General features: G+C 67.4%; 13 protein-coding genes and 1 pseudogene. 9 read left to right on the forward strand and 5 right to left on the reverse strand.

The genetic code is table 11. The features are described from left to right. Positions 1–11: 11 nt before the first annotated feature. Positions 12–1,106 (reverse strand): ABC transporter substrate-binding protein, encoded by a 1,095-nt coding sequence (locus ACIBL3_RS39730; protein WP_396359141.1) that lies wholly within the window; start codon positions 1,104–1,106, stop codon positions 12–14. Positions 1,107–1,229: 123 nt separating this feature from the next. Here ACIBL3_RS39730 and ACIBL3_RS39735 point away from each other — a divergent pair, with 123 nt between their 5' ends. The 4 genes from ACIBL3_RS39735 to ACIBL3_RS39750 all read left to right on the forward strand — a co-directional run bounded on the left by ACIBL3_RS39735 (position 1,230) and on the right by ACIBL3_RS39750 (position 6,865). Then, positions 1,230–2,165: a fumarylacetoacetate hydrolase family protein gene (locus ACIBL3_RS39735; protein ID WP_396359142.1), complete on the forward strand. Its 936-nt coding sequence runs from the start codon at positions 1,230–1,232 to the stop codon at positions 2,163–2,165. Positions 2,166–2,247: 82 nt separating this feature from the next. Continuing rightward, on the forward strand, positions 2,248–3,141 hold the full coding sequence (locus ACIBL3_RS39740; RefSeq protein ID WP_396359143.1) for a 3-keto-5-aminohexanoate cleavage protein: 894 nt from the start codon (positions 2,248–2,250) through the stop codon (positions 3,139–3,141). Positions 3,142–3,222: 81 nt separating this feature from the next. Then, complete coding sequence (locus ACIBL3_RS39745; protein ID WP_396359144.1) at positions 3,223–4,011, forward strand: IclR family transcriptional regulator; 789 nt, start codon at positions 3,223–3,225, stop codon at positions 4,009–4,011. Positions 4,012–4,045: 34 nt separating this feature from the next. Further along, positions 4,046–6,865 (forward strand): FAD-binding and (Fe-S)-binding domain-containing protein, encoded by a 2,820-nt coding sequence (locus tag ACIBL3_RS39750; protein WP_396359145.1) that lies wholly within the window; start codon positions 4,046–4,048, stop codon positions 6,863–6,865. Here the strand turns inward: ACIBL3_RS39750 and ACIBL3_RS39755 are convergent. Together ACIBL3_RS39755 and ACIBL3_RS39760 are read right to left on the reverse strand one after the other, a co-directional pair. Continuing rightward, a complete protein-coding gene (locus ACIBL3_RS39755; protein WP_396359146.1) occupies positions 6,859–7,935 on the reverse strand; it encodes an SDR family oxidoreductase in 1,077 nt (358 codons plus the stop codon). The two genes, ACIBL3_RS39750 and ACIBL3_RS39755, sit on opposite strands and share 7 nt — an antisense overlap. A gap of 35 nt (positions 7,936–7,970) precedes the next feature. Then, a complete protein-coding gene (locus ACIBL3_RS39760; protein ID WP_396359147.1) occupies positions 7,971–8,864 on the reverse strand; it encodes a carboxymuconolactone decarboxylase family protein in 894 nt (297 codons plus the stop codon). Positions 8,865–8,988: 124 nt separating this feature from the next. Between ACIBL3_RS39760 and ACIBL3_RS39765 the strand changes: the two genes are divergently transcribed. Next, positions 8,989–10,413 (forward strand): amidohydrolase family protein, encoded by a 1,425-nt coding sequence (locus tag ACIBL3_RS39765; protein WP_396359148.1) that lies wholly within the window; start codon positions 8,989–8,991, stop codon positions 10,411–10,413. 33 nt (positions 10,414–10,446) lie between these two features. Here the strand turns inward: ACIBL3_RS39765 and ACIBL3_RS39770 are convergent, their stop codons facing one another. Next, a complete protein-coding gene (locus ACIBL3_RS39770; RefSeq protein WP_396359149.1) occupies positions 10,447–11,157 on the reverse strand; it encodes a LysR substrate-binding domain-containing protein in 711 nt (236 codons plus the stop codon). A 29-nt stretch (positions 11,158–11,186) separates the two neighbouring features. Between ACIBL3_RS39770 and ACIBL3_RS39775 the strand changes: the two are divergent. After that, positions 11,187–11,513 (forward strand): annotated as a pseudogene (locus ACIBL3_RS39775) (aldehyde dehydrogenase family protein); the annotation flags it as partial. A gap of 528 nt (positions 11,514–12,041) precedes the next feature. Here the strand turns inward: ACIBL3_RS39775 and ACIBL3_RS39780 are convergent. Beyond that, positions 12,042–13,136, reverse strand: a complete 1,095-nt coding sequence (locus ACIBL3_RS39780; protein ID WP_396359150.1) for an alpha/beta hydrolase — start codon at positions 13,134–13,136, stop codon at positions 12,042–12,044. A 287-nt stretch (positions 13,137–13,423) separates the two neighbouring features. Here ACIBL3_RS39780 and ACIBL3_RS39785 point away from each other — a divergent pair, with 287 nt between their 5' ends. The 3 genes from ACIBL3_RS39785 (at position 13,424) to ACIBL3_RS39795 (ending at position 16,139) form a co-directional block, all read left to right on the forward strand. Continuing rightward, a complete protein-coding gene (locus ACIBL3_RS39785) occupies positions 13,424–14,029 on the forward strand; it encodes a TetR/AcrR family transcriptional regulator (RefSeq protein ID WP_396359151.1) in 606 nt (201 codons plus the stop codon). 102 nt (positions 14,030–14,131) lie between these two features. Then, positions 14,132–15,187, forward strand: a complete 1,056-nt coding sequence (locus ACIBL3_RS39790) for a molybdopterin-dependent oxidoreductase (RefSeq protein WP_396359152.1) — start codon at positions 14,132–14,134, stop codon at positions 15,185–15,187. A gap of 181 nt (positions 15,188–15,368) precedes the next feature. Continuing rightward, positions 15,369–16,139 carry an alpha/beta hydrolase family protein gene (locus tag ACIBL3_RS39795; protein ID WP_396359153.1) on the forward strand — a complete coding sequence of 257 codons (771 nt, stop codon included), beginning with the start codon at positions 15,369–15,371 and terminating at the stop codon, positions 16,137–16,139. Positions 16,140–16,234 lie beyond the last annotated feature (95 nt).

Raw genomic sequence — 16,234 nt, forward strand, 5'->3', positions numbered from 1 at the left:
CGTACCCCCGCTCACTTGCACTCGGACACGTCGGTGGGCAGCGGCGCCAGTCCCTCGGTGAGGGCCTCGTTGTCCGCGAGCACGCCGTTGATGAAGTCCGCGGCCACGATGTCGTCGTACGGCAGGGGCTTGGCGACCTTCATGCTGCGGTCCGCGATCAACCTCTCCTCCTCACCCATGACGGCCTTCTCCGTGCAGGGCGAGATGCGTGGGTCGAACTCGGAGCGCATCTGCTCGAGTCCCGAGGTGACGTCCTCGACGTTGACTCCGGAGATGTACCGCTGCGCGAGTGCCGCCGCCTGGTCGGGGTGCTCCCGGGTGAACTTGACACCTTCCCAGACCCCGAGGACGTACTTCTCGACCACGTCCCGATGCTCGGACAGGTACTTGTCGGTGACCATCACACCGACGACGCTCGACCCGTACGGCCCACCTCGCTGCAGGACGATCGCGTCGTCGCCCAGCTTGCGGATTGCCTCGCTGACTCCCGGCTCCATCGGGACGATCACGTCGACGTTGCCCTGCGAGAGAGCCGTCGGCATGTCCTGATATGCCATGTTCACGGGTTTGACGTCCTTCATCGACATCCCGTGCGCCTTGAGGTAGGCCCGCAAGAAGTTCTCGTTCGTGTTTCCCTCGGTGACGGCGACGGACTTGCCGATCAGCGAGCGCGGATCGCCGGCGCGGACGCCGGAGTCCTTCCCCGCGATGATGGCCACCCGCTCGGTGCCCGCGACCACCAGCGGGTTGTTGTGGTACGGCCCGACCAGCACGAAATCGTTCCCGGCGGCACGCGACAGCGGGATGCTGGAGGTGGCGTTGCCGGCGCCGATGTCGGCTGCGCCCGTGACGAGGGCGGTGGCGATCGCGGAGCCGGTGTCGAGCACCTGGACGCTCACGTCCAGGCCCTGCTCGCGCCAGTAGCCGTTCTCGGCGGCCACCATCATCGGCACATTGTTCGAGGCGCTCGCGAAGAGGCCCCGCACCTTGACGAGATTGGCAGCGCTGCTCTGAGCTGCCGGCTTGGTCGGCTGGCTGCAACCACTGGCTGCCACCGCCACCGCGACAAGTACGCCGGCGACGCGCGCCCAGCGAGATCGGACCATTGTCGTCGTTCCTTCCAAGACCGTGGGGGACAGTTCCCCGACTCTTGCCCCCGGTGTCCCGATTGCCGGGACGCTGTCCCACAACGTATGGTTCGGGTCACACGGCTGTCAAGAGGTCGTTACGTGGCTGTCAGAGGGGTCCGCCCGGACCTCGAGAAAGGCGGAGAGGTGGGCTACATGGGGTTGGCGCTGGTGCGTTTCGCCGGCTCCGGGCAACCGGAGATCGGTGTTCTCGATCAAGGTCAGGTCGTGCCGACCGGCCTAAGCGACGCGAGCTGGGTCGAGTGTGTGGAACGCTGGGGGGCCGGTGACGCGGAGTTGCCCGCCGAGGGCGCTCCGATACCCGTCGAGCGCGCGTCGCTGCTGCCGCCGATCACCGACAGTGCGCGAGTGTTCTGTGTCGCGCAGAACTACCCGGCCCATGCTGCCGAGGCGGGCGGTGCGAGCCCGCCGCGTCCGGCGATCTTTCTCAAGCCTCCGTCGGCTTTTGTGGGACACCTGTCGACGGTCGACCTGCCGGCGATTTCGAGCTTCTTCGACTATGAGGGCGAGCTCGCCGTCGTCGTCGGCAAGTCCGGCCGGTCCATCAGGCCGGAAGCTGCCGGTTCGTACATCGCTGGGTACACGATCGGAAACGACGGGTCCGCGCGTGATCTCCAGCCGTCTGTCCTGGCCGACCGCTTCCAGGTGGACTGGTTCGCCGCCAAAGCGTTCGACCGCGGCTCGGCGCTCGGGCCGGGTGTGGTGCGGCGATCGGACGTTCGGGAACCAGGGCGGCTCCGTATCCGCACCACACACAACGGTGAGCTCGTCCAGGACGACGTCACCTCGTCGATGCACCACTCGATCGAGGATCTGCTCGCCTTCGTCTCCGGTGTCGTGGGTCTGCTGCCGGGAGATGTCATCCTCACCGGCACGCCGGCCGGAGTCGGCAAGGCTCGAGGTGTGGCGGTCGCCGACGGCGATTCCGTGACCGTGTTCGTCGACGGTCTTGGTGAGCTCAGGACGTCGTACGCCGCTGCGCCAGGTGTGAACGACATCCGGGGGATTGACGAGTAGCCGATCATCGAAGTACGTTCTTGGGACAATGTCCCACTGAGCGGGACATCTTGCGAGAGCCAGCAGAGGACAGAAGGAACCCATGGACAAGCTGATCATCACCGCCGCCTGTGACTCGCGGGTCTCGTATCCGGCGAACCACTACTGTCTGCCCTCGACGCGCGAGAACGCCGTGGCCATCGCGGACGAGTACGTTCGGTGTCTCGACGCGGGGGCTTCCATCGCGCATCTTCACGGCATCAGGGCGCTCGAGGCCGAGATCCAGGAGGACGGGAAGAAGCTCAGCCGCCTGGACGTCGCGGGCTGGCAGGAGATGACACAGTCCATCCGCGACCGGACGGACGGCATCATCCAGTACGGCATCGCCGGCGCCCGGCTCGAGGATCGCGTCCCGCTGATGAAGCTCGGGCCGGACATGATGTCGGTGGCGTTCAACTCCCATGACGAGTACTTCCAGCCCGACCCGTCGTACCCGCCCAACGCCATCTACTCGCTGCACCCGCTGGAGGAGTTGCGCGAGTACACAAAGGTGACCGCCGAGCACGGCGTGAAGATCGAGGTCGAGTCCTTCCACACCGGCGCGTTGTGGAACCTTCGCCGCCTCCAAGGCGAAGGCCTGCTGCCCGAGCCGGTCTGGACCACCCTCTTCGTCGACTGGGACGGTGGGTCGTGGACACCTCCGGAGGAACGAGCGCTGCAGTTCATGGTCGACTCGCTGCCTGCCGGAGTGAACTGGAACGTCAGCGTGATGAGCCCTGAGCGGCACTGGAACATCCTGGCCATGGCGATCGGCATGGGCGGACACATCCGGGTCGGCTACGAGGACAACCCGTACCTGAGTCCGGGGGAGCTGGCGGACAGCAACGCGCGCCTGGTCGACAAGGCGGTGCAGCTCGCCACCTTGCTCGGCCGGGAGATCGCGTCGCCCGACGAGGCGCGGGAGATCATCGGCCTGCACAGTCGCGTGCCAGTATGAGGCAGAACGTGATCACCGACGCGCCGGCTGGCGGCCGAAGTGCGCGCTCTGGGGAGAGCACTCGAGGAGCAAGGACAGCCAATGACGATCGACCAGAACGGCGAGGAGAAGGGTGGCCAGTCGGTCCCCATCTCCCAGCGTGTCACCGACACCTTGTTCGCACTGACGCAGAGTTCCGGAGTGCTCAGCGTCCGCACGATCGCCGAAGCCACCGGGAACAGCCGGAGCTCCACCCACCGGATCCTGCAGGCGCTGGCGGACAGTCAGTACGCCGAGCAACGCGAGGACGGCGGGTACACGGTCGGCCGGCGATTGATCGAGCTCGCGGCCCGGGTCTTCGGCGTGGTCCCGGTGCTCAAGATCGTGGACGAGATCATGACCGCACTCGTGGACCAGGTCGGGGAGACCTGCTACCTGGCGATGTACAACGAGGGAGAGACCTTCGCGACATTCGTCCACCGGGTCGAAAGCAACCACTCGGTCAGGCATGTGCAGGCCCTCGGAACGAGGCTCCCGCTGCACGCCGGCGCTGTGGGCAAAGCGATTCTGTCCGCGACCGACATCGACCTCGACAGTCTCGAACTGACCAAGTTCACCCCCCGGACGCCGACCACCGTGGCCGCGCTCAAGAAGGACGTCGAGTCGGCGCGGCAACTCGGGTACGCGACGTCGTTCGAGGAGCGAGTCGTCGGTGTCGACGGCGTAGCCGCTCCGCTCATCTCCGGTGACACCATCGTCGGCGGTCTCACCGTCGCCATACCCACATCACGCGCTCCCGAAGGCGGTTTCGAAGCCATCGGGGCCATCGTGCGCGAACGAGCGCACGAGCTGTCGTCGGCTCTCACAGCGATGGGGGCCAAGCACATCTAGCCGCGGGCGCGCGTGAATCGAGAAAGGTTTACGTGTGTCCTCGATCGCAGCACGACTGCGTGCGGCCGGACTCCGCGACGTCCGAGACGACAACACCACCCGGGCCGCCTACTCGGCCGACGCCTCGTTGTACCGCGTCGTCCCCGAGGCCGTCGCATTCCCGGCCTCGGCGGCCGAGGTCGCACTGGCGGTCGGCGCGGCCCGTGAGCTCGGAGTGCCGGTCACCGCCCGTGGCGCCGGCACCTCGGTGGCCGGCAACGCCATCGGGCCCGGCCTCGTCCTCGACCTCAGCCGCCATCTGCACGGCATTCTCGACGTCGACCCGGCCGCCCGTCTCGCCCGAGTGCAGCCCGGCGTCGTGCTGGCAGACCTTCAGCGAGCCGCACGCGTTCACGGCCTGCGGTTCGGTCCTGATCCCTCCACGCACAGCCGCTGCACGATCGGCGGAATGGTCGGGAACGACGCGTGCGGCTCCCGCGCGCTCGGCTACGGCCGGACAGCCGACAACGTGGAAGCACTGCGGCTCGTCACCGGCACCGGTGACGAGCTGTTCGCCAGTCGTGGCGCCGGCGGACCCCAGACCGATGGCTTCGCCGCCGGTGTCGCCGATTTGCGGTCGGTCGTGGGGGACAGCCTCGCCGTCCTGCGTACCGAGTTCGGCCGGTTCGGGCGCCAGGTCTCCGGGTACGCGCTGCACAACCTGCTACCCGAGAACGGGTTCGATCTCACCCGGGCGCTGGTCGGTTCGGAGGGGACGCTGGGCGTGCTCACCGAGGTGACCGTGCGCTTGGTGGCAGAGCCCGCCGAGCGGGTCCTGGTAGCGCTCGGCTTCGACGACATCATCGCCGCGGCGGAAGCCACGCCGACGGTTCTCGAGTACGGTCCGACTGCGTGCGAGGGGCTCGATGCCCGGATCGTCGACGTGGTCCGGCGGCGGCGAGGTGCGGCCGCCGTACCGAACCTGCCGCAGGGTGCGGCCTGGCTCCTCGTGGAACTGCCTGGCGAATCCCGCCCGGAACTACTCGACCGTGCGCGCGAGCTGGCCGCGTCCGTCGATGCCCTCGAAGCACGGGTGATCGATGACATCGAGCAGAGCGCCGCGCTGTGGCGGATCAGGGAGGACGGCGCGGGGTTGGCGGGCCGGGCTCCTTCGGGTGCTCCCGCGTGGGCCGGCTGGGAGGACGCGGCCGTGCCGCCGACCGCTCTGGCCGCGTATCTCAAGGAGTTCGAGGAGCTCGTGCGCCGGAACGGATTGACCCATATGCCGTTCGGTCACTTCGGCGACGGCTGCGTGCACACCCGACTCGACTTCGCACTCAGGAACGAGGGCGGCGTGGACAGCATGCGTGACTTCCTTGTCGAGGCGGCCGGGCTGGTCGTCCGGTACGGCGGTTCACTGTCGGGCGAGCACGGCGACGGGCGGGCGCGAAGCGAGCTGCTGCCGATCATGTACTCGGCCGAGGCGCTTCGGACCATGGCGGCGGTCAAGCACGTGTTCGATCCCGACGGCGTACTCAACCCGGGCGTTCTCGTCGAACCGGCTCCGCTCGTCGGCGCACTCAGGATGACATCGTCGCTGCCGCTGCTCCGGCAAGTCGGCTTCGCGTATCCCGAGGACGGAGGTGACTTCGCCGAGGCAGTGCACCGCTGTACCGGAGTCGGGAAATGCCGGGTGACAGCAAGTTCGGGCGGCACCGTGATGTGCCCCTCGTACGTCGCCACCCGGGAGGAGAAGGACTCGACCCGGGGCCGAGCGCGCGTCCTGCAGGAAATGGTGAACGGACAGCTGATCGACGGCTGGCATAGTCCCGCGGTCCACGAAGCCCTGGATTTGTGCCTTTCCTGCAAGGGCTGCGCCACGGACTGTCCGACCGGCGTCGACATGGCGACCTGGAAGTCGGAGGTTCTGCACCAGACCTACCGGCGACGCCTGCGACCGCTCAGTCACTACTCGCTCGGTCGACTGCCCCGATGGGCGAGGATGGCGAGTCGTGCGCCCGCGGTGGTGAACCGCCTCAGCCGTGTGCCCGGGCTCCAGCGGCTCCTGTTCGCGGTCGCAGGTATCGATGCGCATCGGAGCGCGCCCGACTTCCCGGCCGAGACGTTCCGCAGCTGGTTCGAAAACCGTGATCGGAACGGGGGAGCGGCCGAGGTGTTCCTGTATGTCGACAGCTTCACCGACCTGTTCACGCCGGAGGTCGGCAAGGCGATGGTGACGGTTCTGGAGGCCGCGGGGTATCGCGTGGGTCTTACCCCACGCGAAGCGTGTTGCGGCCTGACCTGGATCTCGACCGGACAGCTCGATCAGGCGAAGAAGATCCTGGGTCGCACGATCGACTCGCTCAGTCGGAGCACCGGCGCGCTGCCGATCGTAGGCATCGAACCGTCGTGCACCGCCGCGCTGCGGCACGACGCGGTCCGTCTTGTCCCCGGCGATGTCACGCGCGAGGTCGCCGCACGGGTCGTAACACTCGCCGAACTCTTGGCTGATCACCCGTCATGGACACCTCCGGACATGTCCGACCTGCAAGTGGTGGCACAGCCACACTGCCATCACCACGCGGTGATGGGCTGGGAAGCCGACGCCGCATTACTGGCGCGGGCCGGCGTCCACGTCGAACGGGTGGGAGGGTGCTGCGGGCTCGCCGGAAACTTCGGTATGGAGCGAGGTCATTACGACGTATCGGTGGCCGTTGCGGGACAGCAACTCTTGCCCGCCATCGATCGATCGGGGCCGGGCGCGGTCGTGCTGGCCGATGGTTTCTCGTGCCGCACTCAGGTGCACGACCTGGCACATCGCCCGGCCGTGCACCTGGCGCAGTTCATCGCGCAGCGCTTGGCGGCACCTCAGTAGGTCGGGATGACTCGCTCCGCCTGGAGACGGCGCAGCCAGTACAGGACTGCGTCCTCGGTGTCCATGCAGCCTGGGAATCCTGCCTGGCGCAGTTTGACCGGGCTCATGAGGCGGTCGAAGGGACGCTCTTTGCCGAAGCCGAACGTCAGGTCCGCGGTCTGCCACGAGGAGCCGACCACATCGTGCATGGTCCGCTGTTGCAGGTCGTGTTTGGCCACGATGTCGTCCCAGACGGCGGCTTGGCGTGGCATCTCCTCGGCCAAGCGCATCGGCACGTGCGCACCGGCGGGCATGTCGAAGTGGGCCGCTATCGAGGGCCACAGGTCGCGCCACACGATGGCGTCGCCGTTCACCACGTTGTAGGTCTCGCCCGCCGCCGCGTCCGTTGTCGCGCAGAATTCCACGGCCTGGGCGATGAGGCGGCTGTCACTGCACGCGGTCACGTAGATCCCGCCGCCGGGGAAGTCGAGGGGCCGGCCGATCTCCCGCAGTACGGCGGCGTAGACGCCGATCGCCGAGATGACGTTCATCGGGCTCGACGTCGCGCGGCCCAGGATCAGTTGTGGGCGCAGGATGTTGAACGACCATCGCCCTGCGGCGGCACGCTCGCGGAGCAGGTCCTCCTGCTGCCAGTAGAAGATCCGGTGCGACATCCGGGGCCAGCGCTCTTTGGCCGGCACCGGGACGCGGCCGAGATGTGAGCCGTAGGCCTTCCCGCCCTGGAGGACGGTGACGTGCTCCAAGGCTCCGTGTCGTTCAACGCCGTCGAGCACGTGACGGAGCATTGCCAGGTTGGTCTGCTGTTGTTGATCGCTGCGCCAGCCTGCCTCCAGATCTTCCTCTTCCTGCAGAGCTGCGTACAGCACATGGGTGATCGGCGGTCCATGACGAAACGCCGCTGCGCAGGCGTCCCGGTCGGTGAGATCGACTTGTAGGTGAGCTCCCGTCCAGCCAGTCGGGGGCCGTCGGGACAGTGTCACCACTTCCCAGCCAGGTCGGGCGGCAAAGTGTTCTGTCGCCGCTGCACCGACAAGTCCGGTCGCGCCCACGACCAGGATCCGTCCCTGCATGTTCCTGTCTCCCTCCTCGACGGCTTCGTTGCAGCTCAGAAGCTCGCACCCTCGTCCTCGACGATCGCGACGAGATCGCGAATACGCTCTGGCACGACGTTCGGGTGGCCGACGAGAAGCACCGATTGGAAGAGCACCTCGAGCACCTCTCGCGGTGAGGCTCCCTGACGGATCGCGGTTCGCATGTGATGGCGGGTCTGGACGATCTCACCGATCGCGAGGGTGTTCCCGACCATGCACAACAGACGCGTGCGGTGGTCCAGGACGAGCCGGCCGTACATGTCGTCGTACCCGAGGTCGTAGAACGCTTTGGTGAATCCCTCATCGAGGCTGCCCAGGAACTCCGCGTTGTCGAGAGTGTGCCGCGGTCGCAGCACCAGGGCGCTGCTGATTCCTTGCCAGCCGTACTTCGCGAGGAGCGCGTCGGCTCGTGGGTCAGCAGCGTCCTCGGGGTGCCACCGTGAGCGCTCCTCGTCGAGATCACGCTCGGAGGCGCGCTGTCCGACCTGGAGACCGCGACTGCACAACTCGTCCAGCCGGTCAGCCTTTTCGAGTTCGTCGGTGAAGATCGACAACGCTTCGTCGACCAGCGGCTCGCCGCCGTAGATCGCGCACTGGAAGATGACCTCGAGAACCTCCTTGAGGTCGACGGACTCGGCGATCGCGGCCTGGACCGTCTCCCGGAGGCGTTCGTACCGGCGCGACATCGTGAACTGCCCGGTCATCACCAGTAGCCGGGTTCGCGGATCCAGGGTTGGACGGCCGAGAAGCCGGGCCGCATAGCGGAGCCAGGCATGTGCGAAGGCCGGATCGAGGCGAGCACGCTGCTCGAATCGGGCCCGGATTCCGGGCTGGTACCGGGCGACGACTGCCAGTTGGGCCGAGCACTCCTCGGCGGACTCGTCCGTCACCTGTGCTGGTTGCGTCATCGGGCAGTTCCTCTCTGATGGATCTCTTGACGCCTTCGAAGGGCCTGCAACACACTGGGACAGTGTCCCACTAATCGGGACGGAACTCTACAGCATGTCGGTCCAGTCGAGAGCAGGAGTGACGATGGCGAACCAGGTGACGACAATCCGCGGGGGTCTGGTGATTTCGGCCGGCACAGCAGCGGCGACGGTTGATCACCTGGATGTCCGCTTCAGTTCCGGGGGCTGGATCACCGAGGTCGGTCACGACCTGGAGCCCGTGGGGGACGAGGTCGTCATCGATGCCAGTTCGATGGTGGTGATGCCGGGCATGGTCGACTCGCACCGGCACCCGTGGCAGGCGCTGATGCGGTGTGTCAGCACCGATCAGACCGTGGTCGAGTATCGCTCCTTGGCCAGAGGACGCCTCGCGGCGCGCTACCGCCCGGAAGACGTCTACGCCGCGATCCTGCTGTCGGATCTGGAGGCCATCAACGGCGGCGTGACCGCGATCTCCGACCTCGCCCACATCATGAACTCACCTGAGCATGCCGACGCGGCGATCCAGGCTCATGTGGACAGCGGACTGCGGGTCCTGTTCTGCCATGGAGAGCCGAACGACCTCGAGGTCGACGCCTGGTATCACAACAGCAGCCGCAAGCACCCCGACGACGTCCGTCGGCTGCGAGACGATGTCCTGCGCGACGATGATGCCCGCGTGACGTTGGGCATGAAGGTGCGACCGCCGTTCCTGGTCACGCCGGACGTGCTGCGCTACGACTTCGAACTCGCGCGGGAACTCGATCTGCAGGTCGCGATGGACGGCGGCCTCGGGGGTGGCTGCTGGACCGGTGCCCGCTGGGGCGACGACGGACTTGTCCCGATCGAGGACATCCAGAAGATCGGGCAGCTCGGGCCACACCTGACGCTTGTCCACTGCAACAATCTGACCGATTCCGATTTCGCTCTGATCGCCGAGACCGGGACGCATGTCTCCATCTCTCCCGACCATGAGATGCTCTGCGGTCACGGCCTCCCAGCCACGATCAGGATGCGGCATCACGACCTCGAGCCGGCGCTGTCGACCGACAGCCTGGTGGCGGTCAGCGGCGACATGTTCGGTGCGATGCGCAGCCTGCTCGCCGCGACACGGGGCGGCATCTCCGATGCCGCGTACCGCTCGGGCGAGGCCGTCTGGTCCTGGGACATCACGTCGGAGGATGTCTTCCGATCGGCAACGCAGTCGAGCGCTGCGGCCTGCGGCCTCGGCGACACGATCGGATCGCTCGAACCGGGCAAGCGGGCCGACATCGTCCTGCTGAAGTCCGACCCGTTCAACCTCACGCTTCTCAACAACCCGATCGCCAACGTCGTGACGTCGGCTCATCCGGGCAACGTGGACACAGTCATCATCAACGGCGAGGTGGTGAAGTCCGGAGGAGCTCTCGAGTTCCCGGATGTGAACGCCGTTGTCGAAGCCGCCGAACGGAGCCGCGCTCATATCCTTGCCGAGACCGATCTGTCCACACTCAAGAAGCCGCACGTCGACAAGTGGGCCATGTTCGCCTGAGGGCCTAGCGCCTGGCACCGCCGTGCCGGTCGGCTATCCGCAGACGTCGGCAACGAGCGAGCGGAACCACTGGTGAGCGGGGTGCACATGCAGCCGCTCATGCCAGACGAGCTTGTAGATCAGCTTCTCGGTCTCGAAGGGCAGGTCGCGGGCCACCAAGTCGTGCTGCTCGACGAGCGTCCGGCCCGGCCCCTCGAGGAAGCCGCTCGGCACACAGGTCAGCAAGTCGCTCTCCCCGACGATCCGCAACGCGTGAGCGAAGTGATTGACGACTGCGACGATCGTCCTGGTGCGACCACCTAGGTTGAGCCACCCGTCGACCACGCCCAGTTCCGTGCCTGACGGGGTCGCCAGCACGTGGGAAGCCGCCGCGAACTGCTCCAAGGTCAGCTCTCGCGACAGCGTGTGTCCGCGTCGCATCACGCACACGAACTGATCTGTGCGAAGGCCCCGCACATGGATGGCACGAGGAAGCGCCGGAAACATGCCGACCGCGCAGTCCAGTGTGCCCCGTTCGATCCCGTCCAGGGAGCTGGCATTGGTGTGGAACGAGAACGCGATGCGGGCATAGGGCGAGCTAGCCCTCAGCCTTGACGTGATGCCGCAGACCGCTTCCGTCGCCAGGCTGTCGGTGACCGCGATTCGGAAACTGGTGGGATGCGTGTGCGGATCGAACTGCTGGGGTGCGATCGAGGCGCGGATCACCGCCAGTGAACGATGGAGCTCGGGCCAGATCGCGAGCATCCGCGCTGTCGGCTGCACGCCGTCGGCGGGTCGTCCGGGTCGCGACGTACGACGACGGGCTGGAGCTCATCAACGCCAACCCCTACGGCAACGGCACCGCGATCTTCACCAACGACGGAGGAGCCGCGCGCCGCTTCCAGAACGAGGTCGAGGTCGGGATGGTCGGCGTCAACGTGCCGATCCCGGTGCCGGTGTCCTACTACTCGTTCGGCGGCTGGAAGAACAGCCTCTTCGGTGACAGCCACGCCCACGGGGCCGAGGGCGTGCAGTTCTTCACACGTGGCAAGGTCGTCACCTCGCGGTGGCTCGACCCAAGCCACGGAGGTCTGAATCTCGGCTTCCCCCAGAACGACTAGCACAGCGACCCGCGGAGACCGAAAGCGAAGGAACTGATGCCCAACCGCAGGGGAGTGCCGACGATCAAGCGGCAGTGGCGCCCGGGGCGATGAAGCCCCTCACTCCGCCCGGGCGGAGTGAGGCCGCGGGCCACCGGGCTGTCAGTCGCGGTCCATTCGTAGCCGCCGCCGACGTTGTTGCCGAGTACGCGCCGTACGTCGGACAGCCGGGCCGGTCTGTGGGGCTCGTCGCCGAGACACCGATGTCCTGCGATCGCCCGATGTGGCGATCATGCTGCTCTCCAACAGCGGGGAGCGCTCGGCTCAGCCGCTTCTCGAGCGCACCGGTTCGGACGGCCATGCTCTTGGTCGTGCACCATGCGATTGCCGATGGCAACGGAGTCGGTGCGCAGTTGGCTCGCCCGGGCGGTTGAGCAGTTGCCAGGCGAGCACGGTTTGCCGGGGCGGAGCTCGTTACGAGGTGAAGTGGGGCGGTCACATTCACTGAACCCGCGACTACCTTCGCGGGCCGACTGGTCTATCGACGGGTCACGGTGCCGTGTCGGCAACCGCTCTCGGAGTGCGGTCGTCGGGAACGGCGTTCCTGCCGCCGTGGTCGTCGAGCCAGGTGAGAATCACCTGCAGGGCAAGTCCGAGATTGCCGACCTGGCAATGGTTCTGGGCCTGTTCGTCCCGGGTGAAGACCCGGGCGGTCAGCGAACGGGCGTTGGTCAGGGTGCGGAGCTGATCGCCGAGTTGCGTGATCGGCACGTAATGGTCCTCGGCTCCAGCCATGAGCAGCACGTCTTGAGCGATCATTGGCGAGACGTCCGCAGTGCGGAGGCGCCGTACCGCAGCAAGCGCCTTTGACGGGGTGTCGACGCCGAAGACGCGCTCGGTGTTCCCGATGCCCCAGTCCACCAGCATGCTGCCGGCGCGAGCTCGGTTGATCATCTGGTCGACCAGTCGCGCCGGGAGGCGTCCGGCGTTGGCGACGAGGGCTCTCCTGACACCGGAAAGCTGGCGCGTGTAGCAGGCGTTGAACTCCGTGAGGATGTCGTCGGCGATGACCCTTCGTACGCGCGGCTCATGGGCTGCGGCGCGCATGACCAGGCAGCCGCCGAGGGAGAAGCCGAGCAGCGTCACGTCGCCGAGGGCGAAGTGGTCCAGGACCGCCGCGACCGGGCGGTGCCAGTCGGCAGTCATCGGCATCCCGGCATCCAAGGCCGCTCCCTGCCCTGGCCCGTCAAACCCAACCACGTCGAGACTGGCGTCGTGTAAGGCCAGCAACATCGGGAGCCATTCCTCGATGTAGCTGTCGAAGCCGCCGAAGACCACGATGGCGCCGCGTGGTGACGCAGGGGTGAACCGGTAGGCCGACAGGAACGCGCCGTCGTAGGGAACGTCGTGATGCTGGTCGGTGGTCACGCCGTGTGCGGTGAGAACGGCGCGCAGGAACGTCCGCCTCGCCGTCGGCTGGCGAGGGTCGTCGGCGGACATGAAGAACTCGCCCGTGCGAACCAGGTAGGCCCCCGCCAACGTCCGGTCCCGCTCGAGGGCCTGCTCCCCGAGGGCGAGCAGTTGCTCTATCCACGCGTCGTACGAGGTCAGCCCGGGGGCGATCCGACGCAGGTCCTCCAGCATGACGGGATCACCTACCCAGTTCCAGAATCGATTGAGCTGGAAGTTCAGCGCGCGGTCCTGGTGAAGCTCGTGATAGCCGACGGGGAATCTGGTCGCGGGGTGCATATGTCTTCTCCAACCCGGGCGGGGAAGGGCAGCGCCGATCACTGGGCTTCCGCTGTCCGCATCTCCAGGTTAACGCGAAGAATTGTGCGTTAAAGGTGATCCGTGGCACATTGTCCTGTGTGCCCGACGACGACACGCAAGCGCTGGCTCGACGGTCGCGCCCGGGGGGTCGCAGCGCCCGAGTGCGCGACGCGGTGCTCGAGGCGACGCTTGAGTTATTGACCGCCGACGGTTACGCGGCAGTGACCGTGCCCAGGGTCGCCGACCTCGCCGACGTGCATTCCAGCACGGTGTACCGGCGCTGGGGAGGACGGGCGCAACTGGTGGCCGATGCGGTCAGGCAGCTGTCGGAGTCGACGATCGCGACGCCCGACACCGGGAATCTCGCCGGGGATCTGCGCGCGCTCCTCGGCGACGTCGTAGGCCTGTTGAGCCATCCACCGTCACTGGCCGTGATTCGCGCTCTCGCGGGCATTCCACCGGAGTTTGACCAAGAAATCTCCGCGATCAAGGTCCAATTCTGGCGGGGCAGGTTCGACGCCGGCACCGCGATCGTCGAACGAGCGATCAGCCGCGGTGAACTCGCCACCGGCACCGATCCGCAGCAGGTCTTCGAGCTGTTGGTGGGCCCCGCATATCTCCGGGCGCTGCTCTCGGGCTTCCCCCTCGACAACGCCTTCACCACCGCCACCGCGAACCACGTCCTGCGCGCGTTCCGCCGACCCGATCCACGCATCCGCGACAGCGGGCAGGCAAGCAGCGAAAACGACACACGCTCACGCCGCTGATGTGCACCCTCGTGCCGATGTGCATGAGTGCGGAGCACCAGGTAGCCGGGGGCTGGCCCCTCCTGGCGAGGCCCTCCGGAGCCGACGCTGCACACTTGATGTATGGGCCGGGAAGGCCGGGTCCGCCGACGTGCCGGGCGCCGTACCAACGTCGCCCTGCTGGTGCTGCTCGTGCTCGCGTTCGCCACCGGCTGGGCCGCGTTCGGCACAGGTACCGCAACGCCCGGCTGGATCGTGACGGTGCTGCACGGCGCGGCGGGTCTGGCGCTGGTGCTGCTCGTCCCGTGGAAGTCGCTGATCGTGCGGCGGAGCAGGGCGTTCCGGTCGGATTCCTGGCGTGCGGCCGAGGGCCTGGTCCTTGGGGTTCTCGTCGCCGTATCGCTTCTCGCGGGCGTCGTGCATGTCCTCGGCGGCTTCCGGACCTACGCAGGTCTCACCCCGATGCAGGTGCATGTAGGTGCCGCGGTGCTTGCGGTGCCGTTCGTTGTCCTGCACGTGCTTCGGCACCCGCAGCGGCCGCGGCGTACTGACCTGTCCCGGCGCACCCTGCTCCGCGCGCTCTGGCTCGGCGGAGGTGCGGCGGCGGCGTACGTCGCGGTGGAAGGGGTCGCCCGTGGGCTCTCGTTGCCGGGGCAGGACCGCCGGGTGACCGGCTCGTTCGAGGTCGGCTCGGATCGTCCGGAGGCGATGCCGGTGACGCAGTGGGCCCTGGATGCGGTGCCCAGGGTGGACGTGGCCACCTGGCGGCTGCGTGTCGGGGTGGCGGGGCGGCAGGTGGCCGGGCTCGACCGCGATGCGTTGCTGGCCATCGCCACCGACGAAATGGAGGTGGTGCTCGACTGCACCGGCGGCTGGTACGCCGACCAGCGCTGGCGCGGGGTGCGGCTCGACCGGTTGCTGCCGGCATCGCTGCCGCCGGACGCACGCAGCGTCGTCGTGGTCTCGGTCACCGGGTACGCACGGCGCCTGCCGTTGCGGGACGTACCGTTCCTGCTCGTCGCGACGCATGTCGGCGACCGGCCGCTGTCGGTCGGGCATGGTGCGCCGGCACGGCTCGTCGCGCCGGGTCGACGGGGCTTCTGGTGGGTCAAGTGGTTGGAACGCGTGGTCGTCGACACCCAGCCGTGGTGGTGGCAGCCGCCGTTCCCGTTGCAGTGACTCGGCCGATTGATCAGTCAGTCTCCTCCGCGTAGCCGAGGTGCATGATGAATTGGTCAGCCTCGCCCCTGACGGATGCCGTCCGAATCGCCGCCAGACGGCGCACTCATCTCCTCGAAGTCAACACGTAGCCGCTGTCCGAGCCGTAGCCGGTCAACGCACCCGTCCTCGGTCTGGGAGGATGACCAACGTGGCCGAGCGTGTCTGGTTCCCGAGCACGAGCGGGCCGAAGCTGGCTGGTCTGGTAGACCACCCGGCGGCCCCGATCCGTGGCTGGGGCGTGTTCTCACATGGCTTCACCCTTGGCAAGGAGTGCCCCGCCGCCAGCCGGATCTGCAAGCAGCTGGCCAGCGAGGGCATCGGGATGCTCCGCTTCGACAATCTCGGGCTCGGCGATTCCGAGGGCGACTGGGGCGACGGGTCCTTTTCCCACAAGGTCGCCGACACCGCCCAGGCGGTGCGATTCATGAATGAGTCGGGTCGCGAGGTGCGGCTGGTCGTGGGACACTCCTTCGGCGGCGCGGCAGTCATCGCCGCGGCCCACCACGTCGACTCGGTGCGCGCGGTGGTGAGCATAGGCGCGCCCTACCAACCCGGCCACGTCGAGCACAACTACGACGCGCTCGCGGAACGGATCCTCGCCGACGGTGAGGCACCATTCCTGATCGGCGGCAAGGCGCTCACCCTCCGCCGACACTTCATCGAGGACGTGCGCGCGGCGGACCTGCACGAGCAGATCCGGACGCTGCACCGGGCGCTGCTGGTGATGCATTCACCGACCGACAACACCGTCGGCATCGCGAATGCGAGCGAGATCTTCCGGGCGGCCCGGCACCCGCGCAATTTCGTGTCGCTGGAGGGCGCCGATCACCTGCTGACCGGGCGCAACCAGGCAAAGCGCGCGGCTCTCATCATCAGCGCCTGGGCCGATCCCTACCTGGCCGGGCAGTGACAGTCAGCCGCGCTACCTCTCGCGACCTCGATGCCCTCACGCTCGCGCTGCAGAACGAGTCCACACGATGACAGGGAGATCACTACCCATGCGCA

The sequence above is a fragment of the Kribbella sp. NPDC050124 genome, assembly GCF_044460355.1.
Taxonomy (GTDB): Bacteria; Actinomycetota; Actinomycetes; order Propionibacteriales; family Kribbellaceae; genus Kribbella.